Below are 19,703 nucleotides of genomic sequence, written 5' to 3'. Positions count from 1 at the left end.
ATTCATATATAAAACAACTAAGTATTAAATTACCCTACCTTTTATTTGTTAGAAGCAACTGCATTAAGATTTTTATCTGAATAATTTACATAATTAAAATTTGTAATTCTTTTTACTTTCATTGTTTTACCTGTAGTTAAACCAGTGTTTTTATCAAAAAGCATTACATCTACCCATTTATAGTGTACTACAAATCGTTTTCCAATTAATTCTTCATCAAATAAACTTAATTTACTTGGAGAATCTAAAGACTCGTCATGAAATACAATTTCTTGACCTTTATTATCTGTAAATCTAAAATTATCACTAACATTTAATCCTTTATAAGTAACATTAATCTTTTTCTCTTTTTGTTGATCGTTCAACATTTCAATTTTTTGTTCATCCATGTCTTGCTCTTGAGCATTAGAATTTTGAACATTTAATGATAATAGTGCTATAAATAACACGTAAACTGATTTAGTAATTATTTTTTTCATGATTTCTGTTTTTAATTTATAATTTTTTGTTTTTATAATTCTAATACAAATTACGTGCAGTATATTTTTAAAACTAAACTCAATTGAAAAAAAGGTGGACTCATTTGGTTTTTTTTAACTTATTATTTAAATGTATTAGAATAATTATTTATCATTTTTTTAAAATGATAAATAAAAAAATATAAAAGTTAGATGCATATCTTTTTATAATAATTTCTAAGTTGAAGTTTTGTAGATTTACCGAGAATTTAAATGAAATTAAATTGGCAAAACAAGATCCTTATGCAGCTTTAAGAATTAAAGAGTTTAATATTTTTTTATTCGTAAGATTTTTATTGGTTTTTGGTTGGTCTATGCAATTTATTGTAATCGAATGGCAAGTTTATTCAATTACAAAAGACCCACTTTCTTTAGGAATTATTGGTTTAATGGAAATAATTCCGGCTTTTTCAATGGCTTTATTTGCAGGACATATTGTAGATCAAAGAGAAAAAAGAAACTTGCTAGCAATTTGTACTGCCGCTTTTTCGTTAATTAGTTTAGGACTTTTTTTACTAACAACTAACAGTGTTTTAGAAAGTTGGTCTACAAATTCAATTTTATATTGTATTTATGGTTTGGTGTTTTTTGGCGGATTTTTACGCTCGTTTTTTGGACCCACTATTTTTTCTTTAGTGGCATTGTTGGTTCCTAAAAAAATATATCATAATGCTGCAACTTGGAGTACAAGTACTTGGAAAACAGCATCTGTTTCTGGAGCACTTTTTGGAGGAATTTTTATTGGAAAGATAGGTGTAGACAAAACTTTATGTTTGGTTTTTATCTTGGTAGTTTTAGCTTTTATATTCACTTTTTTAATTAAAAAGAAACCAATTTTAAACACAAAAATTGGCGAACCTATGAAAGAAAGCTTAAAAGCAGGGGTACAATTTGTTTTTAATAACAAAGCCATTTTAGGTGTTTTAACTTTAGATATGATTGCTGTTCTTTTTGGAGGAACAGTGGCAATATTATCTGTTTTTGCGCAAGATGTTTTAAAAGTTGGTCCAGAAGGTTTCGGAATTTTAAATGCATCTATTTCAATGGGAAGTATTGTAACCATGTTTTTAACAACCTACATTCCTATCAACAGAAATACAGGTAAAAAGATGTTGGTTTCTGTTTTTATTTTTGGGCTGAGTATTATTGCTTTTGGATTGTCATCCATCTTTTGGGTGAGTGTGTTGGCGTTGTTTATAAGTGGAGCTGCAGATGGAATTTCGATGGTAATTAGACAAACAATTTTACAATTAAAAACACCAGATGATATGAGAGGAAGAGTTTCCTCTGTAAACTCTATGTTTGTAGGATCTTCTAACGAATTAGGTGCTTTCGAAAGTGGTTTAGCAGCAAAATTAATTGGCCCAGTAGCAGCTGTAGTTTTTGGTGGAACAATGACCTTAATAACAGTTGTTACTATAGGAGCAGTAAATCCTACTTTAAGAGAATTGGATTTAAGAAAAGAAATTGACGAAAACGAAAAAGAACAATAAAATTATTTTACCTAAATATTAAGCATAAAAAAAAACGAATTCACAATAAAAAATTTCGTGAATTCGTGGCATTTTTATGTAAACTTTATTTCGGAATCTTCCTAAAATTTCCCAAACTTAAGGTCCAATCGTAATCTCCAAATTCTAATTTTTTTGGTTTTTCAGGAGTAATTTTATAATCTGCTAAAATTTGTCTTGCTCCACATAAACCTCCAAAATCTGCCCTAAACCAAGAAAATAATGATACTGATTTTGCAGTTTTGGTTTCCTTGTTGTAAGTTGTTTGTTCTTTTAAATATTCAGTGGTCATAAAATCGAATTCTTTATCTAAATCTTCTGGAGTAAATTTTGCCACTGGTGGACAACTTTTTGCACCACAGTTTAAGGCAAAATGTATTCTCCAATCGATATTTTTTACACGCAATTTACGTTCGTATTTTGGTCTAAAGTATTTTCTTAAATATCCCCAACTTATTTTTACTCTTGAACGTCTTAAAATATCATGTTCAATTTCATCAAAAGACAAGGTTTCACCAGCAATTTTTACTCTTGGTTTTTTAAAATAGGCACCTCTATCTTCATATTCTTTAGGGTTTTCCGTTAAAGAAATTTGAATAAAAGAGTTATATACATTCACCCAAAAAGCAATTTTTTGATTGTCGGTTTTTAATTCGCTTGTTAAATCTTCTAATGTGCTATTTGCAAGAATTTCTACTTGTTTATTATAAGATTTTTTATCCATAATATTTTGTAATAAATCTTGCGAAACCTGCGAATAATTTACAGTATCTTGTGCATTGAAATTAAAAGTAGTGGCCAAAAAAAGTATTAAAAAAAACTGTTTCATATAAATTTACGTAAGTTTAAGTATGTTATTAAGTATTATAATTCCTGTTTATAACGAACAAGAAAACCTTATAAAAAGGTTGTCGTTTCTGTGTGAACAAACTAACAAATTTTCTATAGAAATTATAGTTTCAAATTCTCCAGAGACTTCAGACAATAGTCCAGAAATTTGTAAGAACTTCGATAAAGTTACATATTTTACAAGCGATAAAAAAGGAAGAGCCGCACAAATGAATTTTGGAGCTAGCAAAGCAAGTGGAGATGTATTACTTTTTTTGCATGCAGATGTAGAGCTTCCAACGGATTTTTATCAACAAATAAAAAAAGCAATTGAAAATGGAAATAAAGCAGGTTTTTTTGCTTATAAATTTGATAAGGAAACTCCGTTTTTAAACTTCAACAGTAAATTTACAACCAAAGACGGTTTGTTTTCTGGAGGAGGAGACCAATGCCAGTTTTTTACAAAAGAGATTTTTAAAGACTTGAATGGTTTTAATGAAGACTTCTGTATTATGGAAGATTTCGAAATGATTGGTAGAGTTCGAAAGCAAAAAATTCCGTTTGCAATTATTCAATCGAAAGCCACTGTAAGTGCAAGAAAATACGAGAAAAATTCTTGGTTAAAAGTAAATTTAATTAACGGTTATGTTTTCTTAAAATACAAATTTGGTGCTTCACCAGAAAATTTACGAAAAACCTACAAAAGTTTGTTGCGTGAAAGTGTATAAAAAAAGCCGTTTTTTTGAACATAAAAAAACGGCTTTAAATTTTATTAAAAATTACTTAGCGTAAGAAAGTGCAGTAATAGAATTTACTTTTTTCTTTTCTCCTGTTTCTTCTCCATCTTCATCAAAAACTTCTATTTCTTTTTCAACATAAGTAATAGAGAATTTTTTTCCAATTAAATCATCATCATACAAGCTAATTTCTATTTCTTCGTTAACGTCATAGAATAAAATCACTTTTTTATCATCATCTTCAAATTTGAAATAATCGTCGTTATTAAGACCTTTAAAAGTTGCTGTTAATGTGTTTTCTTTTACAGTTGTTTTAGAAGTAAAAGAAAGAGATGCAGTTATAAATAGCACGAATGCTACAGTATATAATGTTTTCATAATATTAAAAATTAAGTTTATTGTTTTTTGATAAATATAGGTTTTGAAAGCTACTCTTTTTCCTAAAAGAATTGTGCTTTAATTTGAGGTAACTAAATCTATATTTTCATAAGCTTAATAATTAATAATATGATAGTATAAATATACAATTTTTTTGAATTGAAAATAAAAAATAAAAAAATTTATGAATAGTATTTAAAAAAAAAAGACCTTTCAGTTTTATAAAATATGAAAGGTCTAAAATATTGTTTTAAAGAAAATTAACTATTTAAAAGTAGTTGCAATTTTTAGCTTTTCTTCTAATTCTTGTTGATGAAATTCTGTTGTTTTTTTATCCCAAGAAAATGTGTTTTTAAATAATTGTAGAACATAATCTTTATGTAATTCTACACTTGGTTTGTCGAAAAATAAACGACCAGTTCTACGCATAAAAAAGTCAGTTGGAGTGCAAGTCATTTCGTTTTCTATACAGAACAAAACTTCTGCTTTTATCATTTTCTTTTTCTCACCTTCTTCAGACATTTCTAGAGATAAATCGTCGTATTTCTGTAAAATTGCGTCTGTTTGTTTTCCATAATTATAGACTAGATATTTTGCATCATTTTCATCGAAATCTACTTCAGCAATTCTGTTGTGTATAGCATCTATATAACTTTTAACTTCCTCGAAATTTTCGAAAGTTCCACCAGAAAGAACCAATTCTTTGGTTTTTATGTTTTCAAATTCTTTATCAAACCTGCGTTCGTATTTCTTGGCAACCAAATCTACAATACGTTCTGCCATTTTTCTGTAGCCAGTTAATTTCCCTCCAGCTATTGAAATTAGTTCTGTATCAGAAACAAATATTTCGTCTTTTCGAGATAATTCAGATGCCGATTTTCCTTCTTCATGAATCAAAGGACGCAAACCAGCCCAAGAAGATTGTATATCTTCTAAAGAAATATTAATTTCTGGAAACATATTATTAACAGCAGATATTAAATAAGTGGCATCTACCAAACTCGTTTCTACATTGTCTTTATCTTTTTGATAATTGGTGTCTGTGGTTCCAAAATAAGTAACTCTTCCTCTTGGAATTGCGAACATCATTCGTCCATCAGGAACATCGAAATAAACAGATTGTTTTACAGGTAATTTTTCATGAGCAACCACTAAATGGACTCCTTTTGTTAAATGCAAACGTTTTCCTGTTTTAGAATGATTTGTTTGTCGTAAAGTATCTACCCAAGGCCCAGTTGCGTTTACTACATATTTTGCTTTTATATTAAAATTAGCTTTAGAAAAAGTGTCTTTTACTTTTGCTCCTACAACTCTTTCATTTTCATAAATAAATTCTGTTGCTGTTGTGTAATTAATAATTTTAGCATCATAATTTAATGCCGTTTTTAAGACTTCTAACGTTAAACGAGCATCGTCTGTTCTATATTCTGCGTAATAACCTGCACCATTTAAAATCTTTTTGGCAACAATGGTTCTTTACTTAAAGCTTCCTTTTTATCTAACATTTTACGTCTATCTTCTCCTTCTACTGAAGCTAAAATATCGTATACTTTCAAACCAATTGAGGTTAGCCATTCGCCATAAGTTCCCCCATCAATTAAAGGTAAAATCATTTTTTCTGGAATGACTAAATGTGGTGCTAATTTATGTACAATTGCACGTTCTGTACCTACTTCTTTTACCAACCAAAAATCGAATTGTTTTAAATAACGTAAACCTCCATGAATTAGTTTTGTAGATTTACTTGATGTTCCTGAAGCAAAATCGTTTTTCTCGATTAAAGCTACTTTCATTCCACGAGATGCTGCGTCTAAAGCAATTCCTGCACCAGTAATTCCACCACCAATAATTAAAATATCAAATTCTGTAGTTTTTAAATCTTTTGTAATTTTTTCTCTGTTAAAGAAGGAAAATATATTCATAGTAAAAATTATATAATGAAAATACGAAAAATACTGTGATTATTTTTCTCTTTTTAATTATTATTGAGGAAATTATTTTTTTTAACTCTATTTGAATCTCCTTTTATTTACATTTATAAAAAAAAACAAATGTCAATATCAGATTTATACTTTAATAGTGAACATAGTAAAGAAATAGGTCATTTTGCAAACATTGTAAAAATTGCAAAATCCAATGGAAAAATTAGTGATGAAGAAAAAGCTTTTTTGATTAAAACAGGTAAGAGATTAAATATAAGTTTAGAAGAATTTACAGCTATTTTAAATAATCCTGAAAAGTTTCCGATAAATCCGCCAATTAGTTATGATGAAAGAATAGAGCGTTTGTTTCGCTTAACAAAAATGGTTTTAGCAGATGGGAAAACAGAATTAAAAGAAGTAAAATTGATGCGAAAAATTGCAGTTGGTTTACATTTTTCTCCAGATAATGCAGAAAAAGTTTGCGATGAAGCAATCCATTTAGTAATGAATGATAATGATTTAGAAGATTTTACAGCAGCAATTAAAAAAGTAGATAGTATTTAGAAACTAACCTAAAATATCAGTGGGTTTACCATCAATACTGGTTTGGTTTTTATCTTCCCAGTATTGTGCTATTTTTTCTTTTCCTTGGCTTTCTGCCCAATCATTTAATTGATTTCTTTCCCCTTTATATTCATAAAAAGGAATAGACATTCCACAAGAATCTTGTGCGCTTTCAACAGTAATATCAAAAATTTGTCTTGCACCTGGTATATTTGGAAATAACTTAATAGCATCTTCCCAGTCTTTATCTTTAGGATGAATCGCTTTTCCTTTTCCATAAATTCGAAGAATATTTGGGTTACCTTCAAAAGAACAAAACATCATGCTAATTTTATTATTTTCTAAAATATGAGCAGCAGTTTCGTTTCCACTTCCTGTTAAATTTAACCAAAGAATTCGGTTTTCATCTACAACTCGAATAGAATCCATTCCTTTTGGAGATAAATTTATTCTCCCTTCTTTTGGAGCAGTAGCAACAAAAAACATTTTTTGAGCTTCCATAAATTTTTGAACTCTGGAAGTAAGTTTTGTGTAAAATTTAGACATATAGTTTCTTATTAAATTGATTTTTTAAAGATACAAGTAACCACTTTAAATACAAAATCAATATAAAGGTTATACGTTTTAAAAAAATAATTTACATTTATGGTTTTTCACAAAGTTTAGAGTTCCTTCCCTTTGGGAAGGTTAGGATGGGCTTTTTAAAAACATCTTTCATGGAATATGGATTTCTTTCAGTAATACCACCAATTGTTGCCATTATTTTAGCACTAAAAACAAAGCAAGTATATATCGCTTTATTATTCGGAATTTGGTTTTCTTGGTTGATCATAGAAGGCTGGAATCCATTAAATGGAACTTTAGCCATGATTGAAGGAATGGTAGACGTTTTTCAAGACAAAGGAAGTACAAGAACAATTATGTTTAGTGCTTTGGTTGGAGCGTTGCTAATTTTTATTCAATTTTCGAGAGGAGTAGAGGGTTTTATCAATATTATCAATAAAAAATTGGTAAAATATGAAAACAAGAAATCAGGTTACAGTAAAGTAATGGTTCAAATTTTGGCAACATTTACAGGGCTTTTATTATTTGTAGAAACCAGTATTTCTTCTTTAACAGTTGGGACTTTATATCGTCCAATTTTCGATAAATTAGGAATTCCGCGTGAAAAACTCGCTTACATTGCAGACTCAAGTTCTGCACCATCTTCCATATTAATTCCTTTTAATGCTTGGGGCGCATTTATTATGGGATTATTGCTCACACAAGGAATTGACAAGCCTTTTGCAGTCATGATTTCCTCTATTAAATACAATTTTTATCCGCTTTTAGCTATCGGAATTTTGTTCTTTATCATTTTATCAAGAAAGGATTTTGGTCCCATGAAAAAAGCCGAAAAAAGAACAAAAGAAACCGGTTTATTAATGAACGAAGGTTCAAAACCAATGGTTTCAGACGAGGTAACTTCATTTCCACCAAAAGAAGGCATTCCTGCAAGAGCGTATAATATGGTTGTGCCTTTAGCAACCATGGTTTTTATGATGCCAATTAACCTAATTTATACAGGTTGGAATGAGGTTAAAGAATTCTCATCAACTTTCGATCACGTAAAACAAGCAATTGGTGCAGGATCAGGTTCATCATCTGTTTTATATGCTGTAATTACAGCACTTTTAGTGGCAATTATTATGTATATGATTCAAGGTTTTTTAAAGCCTAAAGAAGCTGTAAACTTAACCTTAAAAGGAATTAGTGAACTAATGCCATTAGCTTTATTAATGTTATTAGCATTCGCAATTGGAAACGCCTGTAAAGAATTAGAAACCGGAGTTTATGTTGCTAATGCAACCAAAGAATGGTTATCGCCAGAATTATTACCAGCAGTCGTTTTTATAATTAGTTCTTTTATTGCATTTTCTACTGGAACTTCTTGGGGAACTTTTGCAATTATGTTGGCAATTTCAATTCCTATGGCAAATATTCATGGCTCTGATGTAACGATTATTGTTGCAGCAACTTTAGGAGGAGGTATTTTTGGAGACCATTGTTCGCCAATTTCAGATACTTCTATAATTTCTTCTATGGCTTCTGCCAGCGATCATATAGATCATGTAAAAACACAACTGCCTTATGCTTTGGTTGGTGGTGTAATTACTGTTATTTTGTATTTGATTATTGGGTTTTTTGGCTAAAAATAAATTTCATGAAAGACAACAAAATATTAAAAAAAACAACGAAAACAATTAGTGATGGTGCTGACCAAATTCTAGATCAACTTAAAAATGGACTTTCTAAAATAGGAGATTTAGGAACAAATACAAAAAACAAGTTTATTGACTATGTTAAAGATGTTTTTAATGTTTTACCTTTATTAGAAAAAGCAGGTTTTAGAACAAATAGATTAATTGTTGGGGTTTCAATTCCGCCTTCTGTCGAAATTCATTTTAGTAGATTTAAAGAAATAGACAAAAAAGAAATTGATGAATTATATGAAGAGTATAAGGATAAGAAAATGTTTAAGTTGATTTTAAAATCATTGTTAATGTCTAATGACTTTCAATCCAAATTATCTTCAGAAAGTTTAGTTTTTGCTGAAACATGTATTGAGATTTCTATCCCACCAAAGGTGAGTATCAAATATTTAAATAAGGATATCTCAAACTTGGTTAAACTAGAAGCTGATTTTGATTAATTTACTTTGCTAAAACCCCACGTTTCTTTAATTCAGGAATTTCTCTTAAAGCACCTTCTTTAACGGTGTTTTCTTTGAATAAAAACGTTTTTTCAAACAAAGTATTTCCTTCAAAAAAAGTTACTTGAAAACGATTATTTAGTTTGAATAATTCTGGTTGCATAAATTCAATTTTTGCAAAAGAATTTGCGGGCAGTTTATCTACTTTTTTACGTAATAAAGAAGTCGTTTTTTTCTCTGAAAAACCTTGTGAAACAATCACTACCATTTCTAAATCAACATTTTTATTGTTGATTAAATACACATTCCAATCATTGGTATTGTAAATGTCGTTAAACTCATATACAACAGCCATTTCTACGTCTGTAACTTCTGGTATTTTGATGTCTTTTTTCATGTATGCTGAATTTATTTCAGAATAATTAAAAGGTTATTATTTTGTAAAAACGAGTATTTTATGTCCTTCAGAATTAAAGAAAGTCAACGTGTTTTTATCAACAGAATAGGTATCTATTTTAGATAATAGTGAACCAAAAGCATCAGAAATTTTCATTTCTGCACACATCATTTTTGTTTCACCAAACATAGAAAATTTGATTGTTTTTTCATCAATAGTATTTATAGATGAAAAGTAGTTATTACAACCATTATTACCACTAACTTTTTCTTCTTCAAATTTAATAAAAGGAGTTTTTTGAGTTTTGGTAAGTTCTTCTTTTGTAATATTATGTATTTCAGAAACAGTCCAAGTTCCTTCAACAGCATTTAAAAAGTCTGCTTTTGTTTTCTTCTTTTCTGAATTTGAACCACAAGAAACCATAAGAATTGTACAAAAAATTAAAAGTATATTTTTCATTGTATTTATTTTAGAAATAATATTTCAAAAAGTATACCAATTTATTGTTTAGAAACCCAAATTTCAAGGAAATCTTCTTTAGAAATTTGGGTACCATCACAATCTTCAATTGTTAAAGTATGCTCACCTAAATTTCCAAATTCATCTTTTGGGTTTTCTTCGCTATATTTTAAAACTTTTCCATTTTGATATACAGTAATTTGTTTCAAAATTTCGTCAGCATCATTGGTTTCAAAATACCAAGTAGAGTTTCCCCAATTAGAGTATTCGTCATCTCTTCCTTCGTCCCAAAATTGTGTGAAGTAATTCATTAAATTACAGACTTAAACTGTTCCAAGAAACGTTTGTCATTTTCGTAAAACATTCTAATATCTGGTATTTGATATAACAACATTGCTATACGTTCAATTCCCATTCCAAAGGCGTAACCAGAGTATTTTGTAGGATCTATATTTGCGTTTTTAAGCACATTAGGATCTACCATTCCACAACCCATAATTTCTAACCAACCAGTTCCTTTTGTAATTCTATAATCAGTTTCTGTTTCTAATCCCCAATAAATATCTACTTCTGCACTTGGTTCTGTAAATGGAAAATAAGAAGGACGTAAACGAATTTTAGATTTCCCAAACATCTCTTTTGTAAAGTATAAAAGTGTTTGTTTTAAATCGGCAAAAGAAACGTCAGTATCAATATACAAACCTTCCACTTGATGAAAAATACAATGTGCTCTTGCAGAAATATCTTCATTTCTAAAAACTCTTCCTGGTGAAATAGTTCTAATAGGAGGCTGATTTTCTTCCATGTAACGAACTTGTACAGAAGAAGTATGTGTTCTTAATAAAATATCTGGATCTTGTTCAATAAAAAACGTGTCTTGCATGTCTCTTGCAGGATGATATTCTGGCAAGTTTAACGCAGTAAAATTATGCCAATCGTCTTCTATTTCTGGTCCTTCAGAAACTGTAAAACCAATTCTATTGAAAACTTCAATAATTTGATTTTTTACCAAAGAAATTGGATGACGAGAACCTAATTCAATTGGTTCTGCAGGCCTTGTTAAATCTCCATAAAAAGATTTTTGACTCGAAGAATTGTCTAAAGCATCTGTTAATTCTGCAACTTTACCTTCAGCAGATTTTTTTAAATTGTTTAATGCTTGTCCAAAATCTTTACGCATGGAAGCATCTACATTTTTAAATTCAGAAAATAAATCTTTTAGCAAACCTTTGCTTCCTAAATATTTAATTCTAAATGTTTCAACTTCTTCTTTGGTAGTAGCTTTAAATGCTTTTACATCACCAATTAATTCTTTTACTTTATCTAACATTTTCGGGTAAAATTATGGGGCAAATTTAGTGTTTTTTGTAGAGTTTTATCACCCTAAAATTCAAAAAAGGTAATCAGCTTTCGAAATCGATTGAAATAAGGAGAACAAGATGTTAAATAAAATATAAATTTTATTTTGTCAATTCAGAAATTACTTATCTTTGTTGCTTTAAATTTTTATAAAATTCGTAAAAAATCACACCAAAAATTATGGAATTAAAAATCAAAGAGTTTATGGAAATGGTTAAAAGTAGAAATAACCATGAGCCAGAATTTTTACAAGCCGTTCAAGAAGTTGCAGAAACTGTAATTCCTTATATCGTAAATCATGATATTTATCACGGAAAAAATATTTTATTGAGAATGGTGGAGCCAGAAAGATTAATTTCTTTTCGTGTTTCTTGGGTAGATGATGATGGAGAAATTCAAGTAAATAGAGGTTATAGAATACAAATGAACTCGGCAATTGGCCCATATAAAGGTGGTTTGCGTTTTCACCCAACAGTAAATGCTAGTATTTTAAAGTTTTTAGCTTTTGAACAAGTTTTTAAAAACTCGCTAACAACATTGCCAATGGGTGGTGGAAAAGGTGGTTCTGACTTTGATCCTAAAGGAAAATCGGACAATGAAATTATGCGTTTTTGCCATGCTTTTATGAGCGAATTATTTAGACATATTGGCCCAAATACAGACGTTCCTGCAGGAGATATTGGAGTTGGAGGACGTGAAATTGGTTTTATGTTTGGAATGTACAAAAAACTAAACAACGAATTTACTGGAGTTTTAACTGGTAAAGGTGCATCTTGGGGTGGTTCTTTAATTAGACCAGAAGCAACAGGTTATGGAAACGTGTATTTTGCACAAAATATGTTGCAAAGAAAAGACGATTCTTTTGATGGTAAAAGAGTAGTTATTTCTGGTTCTGGAAATGTTGCACAATATGCCGCTGAAAAAGCGATTGAATTAGGTGCAACTGTTTTAACGTTATCGGATTCTGGAGGATATATTTTAGATGAAGAAGGAATAAACACAGAGAAGTTAAAACACGTTATGTACATTAAAAATGAAAAACGTGGAAGAATTAGCGAATACACAGAAAAATATCCGAACGCAAAATTTGTAAAAGGAGAAAGACCTTGGTCTGTTAAATGTGATGTTGCTTTACCATGTGCAACTCAAAATGAGTTGAATGGAGACGAAGCAAAACAACTAATTAAAAATGGTTGTATGTGTGTTTCTGAAGGTGCAAATATGCCTTCTACACCAGAAGCAATTCACGAATTTCAAAAAGGAAAAATCTTATTTGCTCCAGGAAAAGCATCTAATGCTGGTGGTGTAGCAACTTCTGGTTTAGAAATGAGCCAAAATTCTTTAAGAATTTCTTGGTCTAGAGAAGAAGTAGATTCAAGATTAAAAGATATTATGGAAGATATCCACGATTCTTGTGTAGAATATGGTAAAAACGAAGATGGTTCTATAGATTATATAAAAGGAGCAAATATTGCTGGTTTTGTAAAAGTGGCAGATGCTATGTTAGCACAAGGTGTTATTTAAAAAACCTTATACGTTATTAGAAATAGGAAACGCGTCAATTTATTGACGCGTTTTTTTGTTTATTTGCCTACATCAAATAAAAATATGAATTTTATAATCTGCGTAATTTTAGGTTTTGGTATTGCAATGGCTGGAAGTATTACGCCCAGTTTTCTAAATTTAACAGTTGTAAAATTTAGTTTAAGAAATGGAAAAAAAGCTGCTTTTTATTTAATTGGTGGTTATGCAACTGTTTTATTTTTTCAAGCGAATATTGGTGCGTATTTATCCAGTATTTTAATGGAAAATTCAGAGTATATAACCTTACTTCAGAAAATTGGGACAGGGCTTTTATTCTTGTTATCTATCAATTTTTTTAGATTGCATTTTTCATCAAAAGAAAAGAAAGTTAAAGAAGAAATACCAAAATCGAAAGCGTATTTGCATGGAATAATTATGTCTTCTTTAAACACAATTGCAATTCCTTTTTACTTTACTACAATTTCACTTTTAATAGGTTTAAGTTATTTTGAATATTCTTATTTAAACGGATTCTATTTTTCAGTTGGTTCTACAATTGGTTCTTTTACACTATATTCTTTATATGCAATTGTTGCTGAAAAAATTGAACATAAATTAACGTATATTGCTACAAAAATGGACTTTATTTTAGGTTGCTTAACTGGTTTTGTAGGTTTAGGAAACTTAATTTATTTACTATCGCAATAATTAATTTTTGGATTTATTCTTACTTTTTTTCTACGGATTTCTATTCTCTTTTGTGGGTTCTATAACACCTAGTATGTTAAATATGACTGCTCTTAAAGTCAGTTTAGAAAAAGGAACAGAAGCAGCAAACAAATACGCTTTAGGTGTTTCTTTGGTAATAATTCCGCAAATATATATAGCAGTTGTTTTAACTAAATATATTACAGAAAACCCTAAAATTTTAGAAACTTTAGACAAAATAGGAGTTGTAATTTTTATCTTTTTATCTTTCTATTTTTACAGAGAATCTAAAAAAAGTAAAATTAAGGTTGAAGGCTTACAGTCGAAGAAAGAAAATCCGTTTTTAGCAGGAATTACTTTATCGGTTTTAAACATGTTTGCCATTCCTTTTTTCTGCGGAACAGCAGTTTTATTAGACTCTTTTAATCTTTTTAGTTTTGATTTTATTTCCATATTATTTTTTACAATTGGCTCTCTAATTGGCACATTTTATATCTTATATTTATATGGAAAATTTGCAAAAACAATTCAGAAGAAAACAGGAAAACTAACGAAAGACATCAATATAATTTTAGCAATTTTAACAGCTTTGGTTGCTGTTTTTACATTGATAAAATTGATTTACACATCTTTAGCAACAAGTTAAAAAGTAATTATGAATACTATAGATTGGCTTGGTTTTATAGGGGTTTTTCAAATACTATTGGCTTACATACTTAATCTAATTGGAAAAATAAAAAATACTGATTTAACTTTTATTTTACTAAATCTTATTGGTGCAGCTATGGCTTGTCTTGCTTCAATATTTATGGAATACATTCCATTTATAATATTAGAAGGAGTTTGGACTTTTGCGTCATTAATTTCGCTTTTAAAGTATAAGAAAAAACAATAAAAACTTGTAAATTTCCATTTACAAAACTGTTATTATATGAAAATTTTAAAAAACTTTATAGTTGATGGAAAATATCAAAAACCAATTGTAACAGATGTTTTTTATAAAGAAACACAGCAACCAAAAAAAGTGGTTATTTTTTGTCATGGTTACAAAGGTTTTAAAGATTGGGGTGCTTGGAATTTAATGGCAGAAGCATTTGCTCAAGCAGGTTTTTTCTTCATAAAATTCAACTTTTCACACAATGGAGGAACTCCAGAACAACCGATAGATTTTCCAGATTTAGAAGCTTTTGGAAATAATAATTACATAAAAGAATTAGATGATTTAGAATCTGTTTTAGATTGGATTTCCACAAATATCGATTTTAAAAAAGAAGTAAATATTAATGATATTTCAATAATAGGACATAGTAGAGGTGGAGGAATTGTAACCATAAAAACTGCTGAAGATTCACGAGTAAAAAATGTAATTTCTTTAGCTGCAGTTTGTGATTTTGGTTCTAGATCATCAACAATTGGCGATTTAGAAAATTGGAAGAAAACAGGTGTAAAATATATCGAAAATGGAAGAACGAAGCAACAAATGCCTCATTTTTATCAATTTTACATCAATTTTAAAGAAAACGAAGAACGATTAAATATCGAAAAATCAGCCAAGAAAATTACAGTTCCACACTTAATAATTCATGGAGATAATGATACTTCAATTTCTGTAGAAGAAGGTGAAAAAATACATGCTTGGAACCCGAAAAGTAGATTAGAAATTATTAAAAATGCAGATCATGTTTTTAATGTTTCCCATCCTTGGAAAAAGGAGAAAATGTCTAAAGAACTAGACCAAGTTACTAAAATTTGTATAGAGTTTTTAAAGTAGTAAATAGTTTTCTTTTCCGTATTTTTGAGTAATTAGTAAACTGTAAAAATGAGTGGAGAAAAAGATTTACAAAAACTTATAAAAGAACTAAAACCTATTTTAAATTCGGGTGAATATGTATTCGCTACTGTTCCTAATTTCGATGGAATTTTAAGAACAGATACTTTATTCGAATTTAAAGAAGCAGAAGGAATTACCATTGTTTTAGAAAAGAATAAAGCAGACGCTTTAAAACTATCTTACCAATTTACAAGTTCCTGGATCACTTTAGAAATACATTCTTCACTAGAAGCTGTTGGTTTAACTGCCGCTTTTTCTACTGAACTAACCAAGTATAATATTAGTTGTAATGTGGTTGCTGGTTTTTACCATGATCATATTTTTATAGACACAAAAGATGCTAAAAAATCTATGGAAGTCTTAACCAATTTATCTAAAAATAAGTAGTGGAATTACAACCTCCTTTCAGAAAAATTATTCATGTAGATATGGATGCATTTTATGCGTCAGTAGCACAATTGGATAATCCTGAATTGCGAGGAAAAGCCATTGCTGTTGGTGGAAACGAAATAAGAGGAGTTGTTTCTGCTGCAAGTTACGAAGCCAGAAAATTCGGTGTAAAATCTGCGATGAGTGGTTTTATGGCGAAGAAAAAGTGTCCGCATTTAATTTTTGTAAAGTCAGATTTTGAACGCTATAAAGAGTTATCAGCAAAAATTAGAGAGATTTTCTATGAATACACAGATCTGGTTGAGCCACTTTCTTTAGACGAAGCCTATTTAGATGTTACCGAAAATAAGAAGGGAAATACATCCGCAAATGATATAGCAAGAGAAATTAGGGCGCGCATTTTCGAAGTTACAGGTTTACGAGCTTCTGCAGGAATTTCTATCAATAAATTTATTGCAAAAGTAGCTTCAGACATTAACAAACCAAATGGACAAAAAACGGTTCACCCAGAAGAGGTTATTAAATTTTTGGAAGAATTACCAGTAAACAAATTTTATGGAGTTGGTAAAGTTACAGCCGCAAAAATGTACAATCTGGGCATTTTTGTTGGAAACGATTTAAAGAAAAAATCGCTTGAAGAATTGGTAACTTTATTCGGAAAATCGGGTACACATTATTACAATATTGTTCGTGGAATTCATAATAGCGCTGTAAAACCAAATAGAATCCGAAAATCTTTAGCTGCAGAAAGAACGTTTAATGAAAACATTTCTTCAGAGATTTATATGATTGAAAAATTAGAAAAAATTGCAGATGAATTGGAAAGAAGAATGTTAAAAAATGATACCAAAGGAAAAACCATTACCTTAAAAATTAAATATTCCGATTTTACACAACAGACAAGAAGTAAAACAAAACCGCATTTTATGCAGACGAAAAAAGAATTTTTTCCTGTGGTAAAAGAATTGTTGTTTCAAGATAAATTGGTTAATTCTGTACGTTTATTGGGGCTTTCTTTCGGGAATTTAAACACCGAAATTAAAGAACCAGTTTGGGTTCAATTAAAGTTTGATTTCAACACACATCGTTTTTAAGAATTTTTTTTATTCTTTACTTTTTTGAAGTTAAAAACATATAATAAACATGAAAATTATTAGAACCAATTCCGAAAACAAAGATTTTATCAATTTGGTAAAAGAATTAGACGCCTATTTAAAAATTACAGATGGCGAAGAACACAGTTTTTACAATCAGTTTAATAATATAGATGTATTAAGAAATGTTGTTGTAATTTATGTTGATGAAATTGCAGTTGGTTGTGGAGCTATTAAAAAATTCGACTATTCTTCTATGGAAGTAAAAAGAATGTATGTTTCTCCAGAAAATAGAGGAAAAGGAATTGCGCAAAAAATACTTTCAGAATTAGAAATTTGGGCAAAAGAATTAGGAAACAAAAAATGTGTTTTAGAAACAGGAAAAAGACAAAAAGAAGCTGTAAGATTTTATAAAAAATGCAATTATAAAATCATTGAAAATTACGGACAATATATAGGAATGGAAAACAGTATTTGTTTTGAAAAACAACTATAAATGAACTTTAGTTACTGGGAATTAAAAGAATGGTTTACAAACATCGATTTTACGATTGTTGGTAGTGGAATTGTGGGTTTAAATTGCGCTTTAGAATTAAAGAAAAACCACCCAAAAGCCAATATTTTAATCCTTGAAAAAGGAATGTTACCACAAGGAGCAAGTACAAAAAACGCTGGTTTTGCTTGTTTTGGAAGCCTTTCTGAATTAATAGACGATTTACATTCTCACACAGAACAAGAGGTTTATAATTTGGTTGATAAACGTTGGAAAGGCTCACAATTATTAAGACAAAATTTAGGCGATAGAAACATCGATTTTCAGCAAAATAAGGGTTTTGAATTGTGTGATAATGAAGCTTTTTTTGAGGAATGTATTTCGAGAAAAGAAGAAATTAATCAGCTTTTAAAACCTATTTTTAATGCGGATGTTTTTTCGGAATCAGAAAACACTTTTGGATTTAAAAAAGTACATAATAGATACATTACAAATAATTTTGAAGGACAAATTGATACTGGAAAAATGGCTTTTCAGTTATTGCAAAAAGTGCTGAAATTAGGTGTTAAAATTCTCAATAATATTTCGGTAGAAAGTTTTGTTGAAAATCAGGATAAAATTAATATAAAAACCAACAGATTAGATTTTTACACTAAAAAATTATTCATTGCAACAAACGGATTTGCGAATCAGCTTTTAGACGAAAAAGTACAACCTGCAAGAGCACAAGTTCTCATTACAAAACCCATTAAAAATCTTCATATAAAAGGAACTTTTCATTTAGATAAAGGCTATTATTATTTCAGAAATATAAACGATAGAATTTTATTTGGTGGAGGAAGAAACCTAGATTTTAAAACCGAAGAAACTTCTGAATTTGGTCAGACAAAAATCATTCAAAATAAATTAGAGGAAATTCTAAAAACCACTATTTTACCAAATACAAGTTTTGAAATTGAACACAGATGGAGTGGAATTATGGGCGTTGGAAATCAGAAAAAAGCCATTGTAAAACAAATTTCAAATAACGTTTTTTGTGGAGTTCGTTTAGGAGGAATGGGAATTGCCATTGGAAGTTTGGTGGGAAAAGAATTAGCAGAATTGATAAATGAATAAAGACCTTTCGACTGCGCTCAAGGTGACAACAAAGAAATGAATATAGATAATTCAAAATACGAAATAGTAATAGTTGGCGGAGGTTTAGCAGGATTATGTAACGCAATTCATTTATCAAAATTTGGGAAGAAAGTTTTGCTGATAGAGAAAAACGAATACCCAAAACACAAGGTTTGTGGAGAATATATTTCGAATGAAGTATTGCCTTATTTGGCATTTTTAGAGATAAATCCGTTTGATTTTGGCGCCGTAAAAATTGAGAACTTTCAATTATCAACCACAAAAAATAAAGTGATTTCTGCAAAATTACCTTTGGGCGGATTTGGAATTTCTCGTTATCAATTAGATTTTATTTTATCAGAAAAAGCCAAAGAAAATGGCGTTATCATTTTACAAGATTCCGTTTTAAATGTTGATTTTAAAGACGATATTTTTATAGTGGAAACCAAAGAAAATAATTCTTTTACATCAGAGATTTGTATTGGTGCCTTTGGAAAACGTTCTTTATTAGATGTAAAAATGGAACGCGAATTTATTCAGATAAAATCGCCTTATTTAGGAGTTAAAATTCATGTAAAAGGAGATTTTCCAGAAGATTTAGTCGCGCTTCATAATTTTAAAGGTGGTTATTGTGGTGTTTCTAAAGTAGAAAATAATGCAATTAATTTGTGTTATATCACGAGTTTTTCAGCATTTAAAAAGTATAAAAATATTGATGATTTTCAAGAAAATGTGGTTTTTAAGAACAAGTTTTTAAAAGAGATGTTTCAAAACTCAAACCCAATTTGGGAACAACCACTTTCTATTAGTCAGATTTCTTTTGAAACGAAAAAACCAGTCGAAAATCATATTTTAATGTGTGGCGATTCTGCAGGAATGATTCATCCACTTTGTGGAAATGGAATGAGTATGGCAATTCAATCTGCGCAAATTGCATCTAAACTGATTCTAAATTACTCGAATGGTAAAATCGAATCAAGAAAGGAACTTGAAAAGCTATATATTACACAATGGAACAAACAATTTAAATGGCGTTTAAAAGCAGGACATTTTATTGCAATGTTGTTCAGAAAAGATAGAATTGCATCGTTTTTATTAGCAGTTTTAAAGAAACTACCATTTTTATTACCAATTATCATCAAACAAACGCATGGAAAATCAATCAAAATTTAAAAATAATTA

25 protein-coding genes are annotated in these 19,703 nt (G+C 29.3%); 15 read left to right on the top strand and 10 right to left on the bottom strand.

Annotated elements, in window-relative coordinates; genetic code table 11:
• Positions 1 to 41: 41 nt before the first annotated feature.
• Positions 42 to 479, bottom strand: coding sequence for a hypothetical protein (locus H9I45_RS10530; RefSeq protein ID WP_088352464.1), 438 nt, complete (start codon positions 477 to 479; stop codon positions 42 to 44).
• Between the two features lie 263 nt (positions 480 to 742).
• Between H9I45_RS10530 and H9I45_RS10525 the strand changes: the two genes are divergently transcribed.
• Positions 743 to 2,011, top strand: a complete 1,269-nt coding sequence (locus tag H9I45_RS10525) for an MFS transporter (protein WP_088352463.1) — start codon at positions 743 to 745, stop codon at positions 2,009 to 2,011.
• An 85-nt stretch (positions 2,012 to 2,096) separates the two neighbouring features.
• Here H9I45_RS10525 and H9I45_RS10520 read toward each other — a convergent pair whose 3' ends face one another.
• The gene (locus H9I45_RS10520; protein WP_088352462.1) at positions 2,097 to 2,858 is read right to left on the bottom strand and encodes a DUF547 domain-containing protein; all 762 of its coding nucleotides are present in this window, start codon (positions 2,856 to 2,858) and stop codon (positions 2,097 to 2,099) included.
• Positions 2,859 to 2,880: 22 nt separating this feature from the next.
• Here H9I45_RS10520 and H9I45_RS10515 point away from each other — a divergent pair, with 22 nt between their 5' ends.
• Positions 2,881 to 3,585 carry a TIGR04283 family arsenosugar biosynthesis glycosyltransferase gene (locus H9I45_RS10515; protein ID WP_088352461.1) on the top strand — a complete coding sequence of 235 codons (705 nt, stop codon included), beginning with the start codon at positions 2,881 to 2,883 and terminating at the stop codon, positions 3,583 to 3,585.
• Positions 3,586 to 3,636: 51 nt separating this feature from the next.
• On the opposite strand, the gene H9I45_RS10510 is transcribed toward H9I45_RS10515, so the two are convergent.
• From H9I45_RS10510 to H9I45_RS16480, 3 genes are all read right to left on the bottom strand, one after another.
• On the bottom strand, positions 3,637 to 3,972 hold the full coding sequence (locus H9I45_RS10510) for a hypothetical protein (RefSeq protein ID WP_088352460.1): 336 nt from the start codon (positions 3,970 to 3,972) through the stop codon (positions 3,637 to 3,639).
• Between the two features lie 264 nt (positions 3,973 to 4,236).
• Complete coding sequence (locus tag H9I45_RS10505; RefSeq protein ID WP_437440140.1) at positions 4,237 to 5,427, bottom strand: glycerol-3-phosphate dehydrogenase/oxidase; 1,191 nt, start codon at positions 5,425 to 5,427, stop codon at positions 4,237 to 4,239.
• The gene (locus H9I45_RS16480) at positions 5,421 to 5,894 is read right to left on the bottom strand and encodes an FAD-dependent oxidoreductase (RefSeq protein WP_437440135.1); all 474 of its coding nucleotides are present in this window, start codon (positions 5,892 to 5,894) and stop codon (positions 5,421 to 5,423) included. Before H9I45_RS16480 ends, H9I45_RS10505 begins: the two co-directional genes overlap by 7 nt.
• A gap of 129 nt (positions 5,895 to 6,023) precedes the next feature.
• Here H9I45_RS16480 and H9I45_RS10500 point away from each other — a divergent pair, with 129 nt between their 5' ends.
• Positions 6,024 to 6,458 carry a tellurite resistance TerB family protein gene (locus H9I45_RS10500; protein ID WP_088352458.1) on the top strand — a complete coding sequence of 145 codons (435 nt, stop codon included), beginning with the start codon at positions 6,024 to 6,026 and terminating at the stop codon, positions 6,456 to 6,458.
• Positions 6,459 to 6,461: 3 nt separating this feature from the next.
• Here H9I45_RS10500 and H9I45_RS10495 read toward each other — a convergent pair whose 3' ends face one another.
• Positions 6,462 to 7,004 (bottom strand): pyridoxamine 5'-phosphate oxidase family protein, encoded by a 543-nt coding sequence (locus tag H9I45_RS10495; protein WP_088352457.1) that lies wholly within the window; start codon positions 7,002 to 7,004, stop codon positions 6,462 to 6,464.
• A gap of 170 nt (positions 7,005 to 7,174) precedes the next feature.
• Between H9I45_RS10495 and H9I45_RS10490 the strand changes: the two genes are divergently transcribed.
• Both H9I45_RS10490 and H9I45_RS10485 read left to right on the top strand, forming a co-directional pair.
• Entirely contained in the window at positions 7,175 to 8,650 is a 1,476-nt protein-coding gene (locus H9I45_RS10490) for a Na+/H+ antiporter NhaC family protein (protein ID WP_088352827.1), read from the top strand.
• A gap of 11 nt (positions 8,651 to 8,661) precedes the next feature.
• Complete coding sequence (locus H9I45_RS10485) at positions 8,662 to 9,150, top strand: hypothetical protein (protein WP_088352456.1); 489 nt, start codon at positions 8,662 to 8,664, stop codon at positions 9,148 to 9,150.
• A gap of 1 nt (position 9,151) precedes the next feature.
• On the opposite strand, the gene H9I45_RS10480 is transcribed toward H9I45_RS10485, so the two are convergent.
• From H9I45_RS10480 to pheS, 4 genes are read right to left on the bottom strand one after another with little or no spacing between them, the layout of a single operon-like run.
• On the bottom strand, positions 9,152 to 9,547 hold the full coding sequence (locus H9I45_RS10480) for a hypothetical protein (RefSeq protein ID WP_088352455.1): 396 nt from the start codon (positions 9,545 to 9,547) through the stop codon (positions 9,152 to 9,154).
• A gap of 36 nt (positions 9,548 to 9,583) precedes the next feature.
• The gene (locus H9I45_RS10475; RefSeq protein ID WP_088352453.1) at positions 9,584 to 10,006 is read right to left on the bottom strand and encodes an META domain-containing protein; all 423 of its coding nucleotides are present in this window, start codon (positions 10,004 to 10,006) and stop codon (positions 9,584 to 9,586) included.
• A gap of 41 nt (positions 10,007 to 10,047) precedes the next feature.
• Positions 10,048 to 10,317: a hypothetical protein gene (locus tag H9I45_RS10470; RefSeq protein ID WP_088352452.1), complete on the bottom strand. Its 270-nt coding sequence runs from the start codon at positions 10,315 to 10,317 to the stop codon at positions 10,048 to 10,050.
• On the bottom strand, positions 10,317 to 11,336 hold the full coding sequence (gene pheS, locus H9I45_RS10465) for a phenylalanine--tRNA ligase subunit alpha (protein WP_088352451.1): 1,020 nt from the start codon (positions 11,334 to 11,336) through the stop codon (positions 10,317 to 10,319). Before pheS ends, H9I45_RS10470 begins: the two co-directional genes overlap by 1 nt.
• Before the next feature lie 209 nt (positions 11,337 to 11,545).
• Between pheS and gdhA the strand changes: the two genes are divergently transcribed.
• The 10 genes from gdhA to H9I45_RS10415 all read left to right on the top strand — a co-directional run bounded on the left by gdhA (position 11,546) and on the right by H9I45_RS10415 (position 19,694).
• On the top strand, positions 11,546 to 12,889 hold the full coding sequence (gdhA, locus tag H9I45_RS10460) for an NADP-specific glutamate dehydrogenase (protein ID WP_088352449.1): 1,344 nt from the start codon (positions 11,546 to 11,548) through the stop codon (positions 12,887 to 12,889).
• 84 nt (positions 12,890 to 12,973) lie between these two features.
• Positions 12,974 to 13,597: a LysE family transporter gene (locus tag H9I45_RS10455; protein WP_088352448.1), complete on the top strand. Its 624-nt coding sequence runs from the start codon at positions 12,974 to 12,976 to the stop codon at positions 13,595 to 13,597.
• Between the two features lie 7 nt (positions 13,598 to 13,604).
• Positions 13,605 to 14,243 (top strand): LysE family transporter, encoded by a 639-nt coding sequence (locus H9I45_RS10450; protein ID WP_228454861.1) that lies wholly within the window; start codon positions 13,605 to 13,607, stop codon positions 14,241 to 14,243.
• A 9-nt stretch (positions 14,244 to 14,252) separates the two neighbouring features.
• The gene (locus H9I45_RS10445) at positions 14,253 to 14,492 is read left to right on the top strand and encodes a CBU_0592 family membrane protein (RefSeq protein ID WP_088352446.1); all 240 of its coding nucleotides are present in this window, start codon (positions 14,253 to 14,255) and stop codon (positions 14,490 to 14,492) included.
• Positions 14,493 to 14,528: 36 nt separating this feature from the next.
• Complete coding sequence (locus tag H9I45_RS10440; RefSeq protein ID WP_088352445.1) at positions 14,529 to 15,368, top strand: alpha/beta hydrolase family protein; 840 nt, start codon at positions 14,529 to 14,531, stop codon at positions 15,366 to 15,368.
• A 48-nt stretch (positions 15,369 to 15,416) separates the two neighbouring features.
• Positions 15,417 to 15,815 carry an ACT domain-containing protein gene (locus tag H9I45_RS10435; RefSeq protein ID WP_088352443.1) on the top strand — a complete coding sequence of 133 codons (399 nt, stop codon included), beginning with the start codon at positions 15,417 to 15,419 and terminating at the stop codon, positions 15,813 to 15,815.
• Entirely contained in the window at positions 15,815 to 16,912 is a 1,098-nt protein-coding gene (dinB, locus tag H9I45_RS10430; protein WP_088352442.1) for a DNA polymerase IV, read from the top strand. The genes H9I45_RS10435 and dinB overlap by 1 nt, the downstream gene beginning before the upstream one ends.
• Before the next feature lie 49 nt (positions 16,913 to 16,961).
• Entirely contained in the window at positions 16,962 to 17,408 is a 447-nt protein-coding gene (locus H9I45_RS10425; protein WP_176397509.1) for a GNAT family N-acetyltransferase, read from the top strand.
• Positions 17,409 to 18,521 carry an NAD(P)/FAD-dependent oxidoreductase gene (locus tag H9I45_RS10420; RefSeq protein WP_088352439.1) on the top strand — a complete coding sequence of 371 codons (1,113 nt, stop codon included), beginning with the start codon at positions 17,409 to 17,411 and terminating at the stop codon, positions 18,519 to 18,521. It abuts the gene before it with no gap.
• 36 nt (positions 18,522 to 18,557) lie between these two features.
• Positions 18,558 to 19,694: an NAD(P)/FAD-dependent oxidoreductase gene (locus H9I45_RS10415; protein WP_088352438.1), complete on the top strand. Its 1,137-nt coding sequence runs from the start codon at positions 18,558 to 18,560 to the stop codon at positions 19,692 to 19,694.
• Positions 19,695 to 19,703: the final 9 nt, after the last annotated feature.

The organism is Polaribacter haliotis (assembly GCF_014784055.1).
GTDB lineage: Bacteria > Bacteroidota > Bacteroidia > Flavobacteriales > Flavobacteriaceae > Polaribacter > Polaribacter haliotis.
The sequence above is the reverse complement of the archived record's forward strand: the minus strand, read 5'-3'. Positions and strand labels throughout refer to the sequence as shown.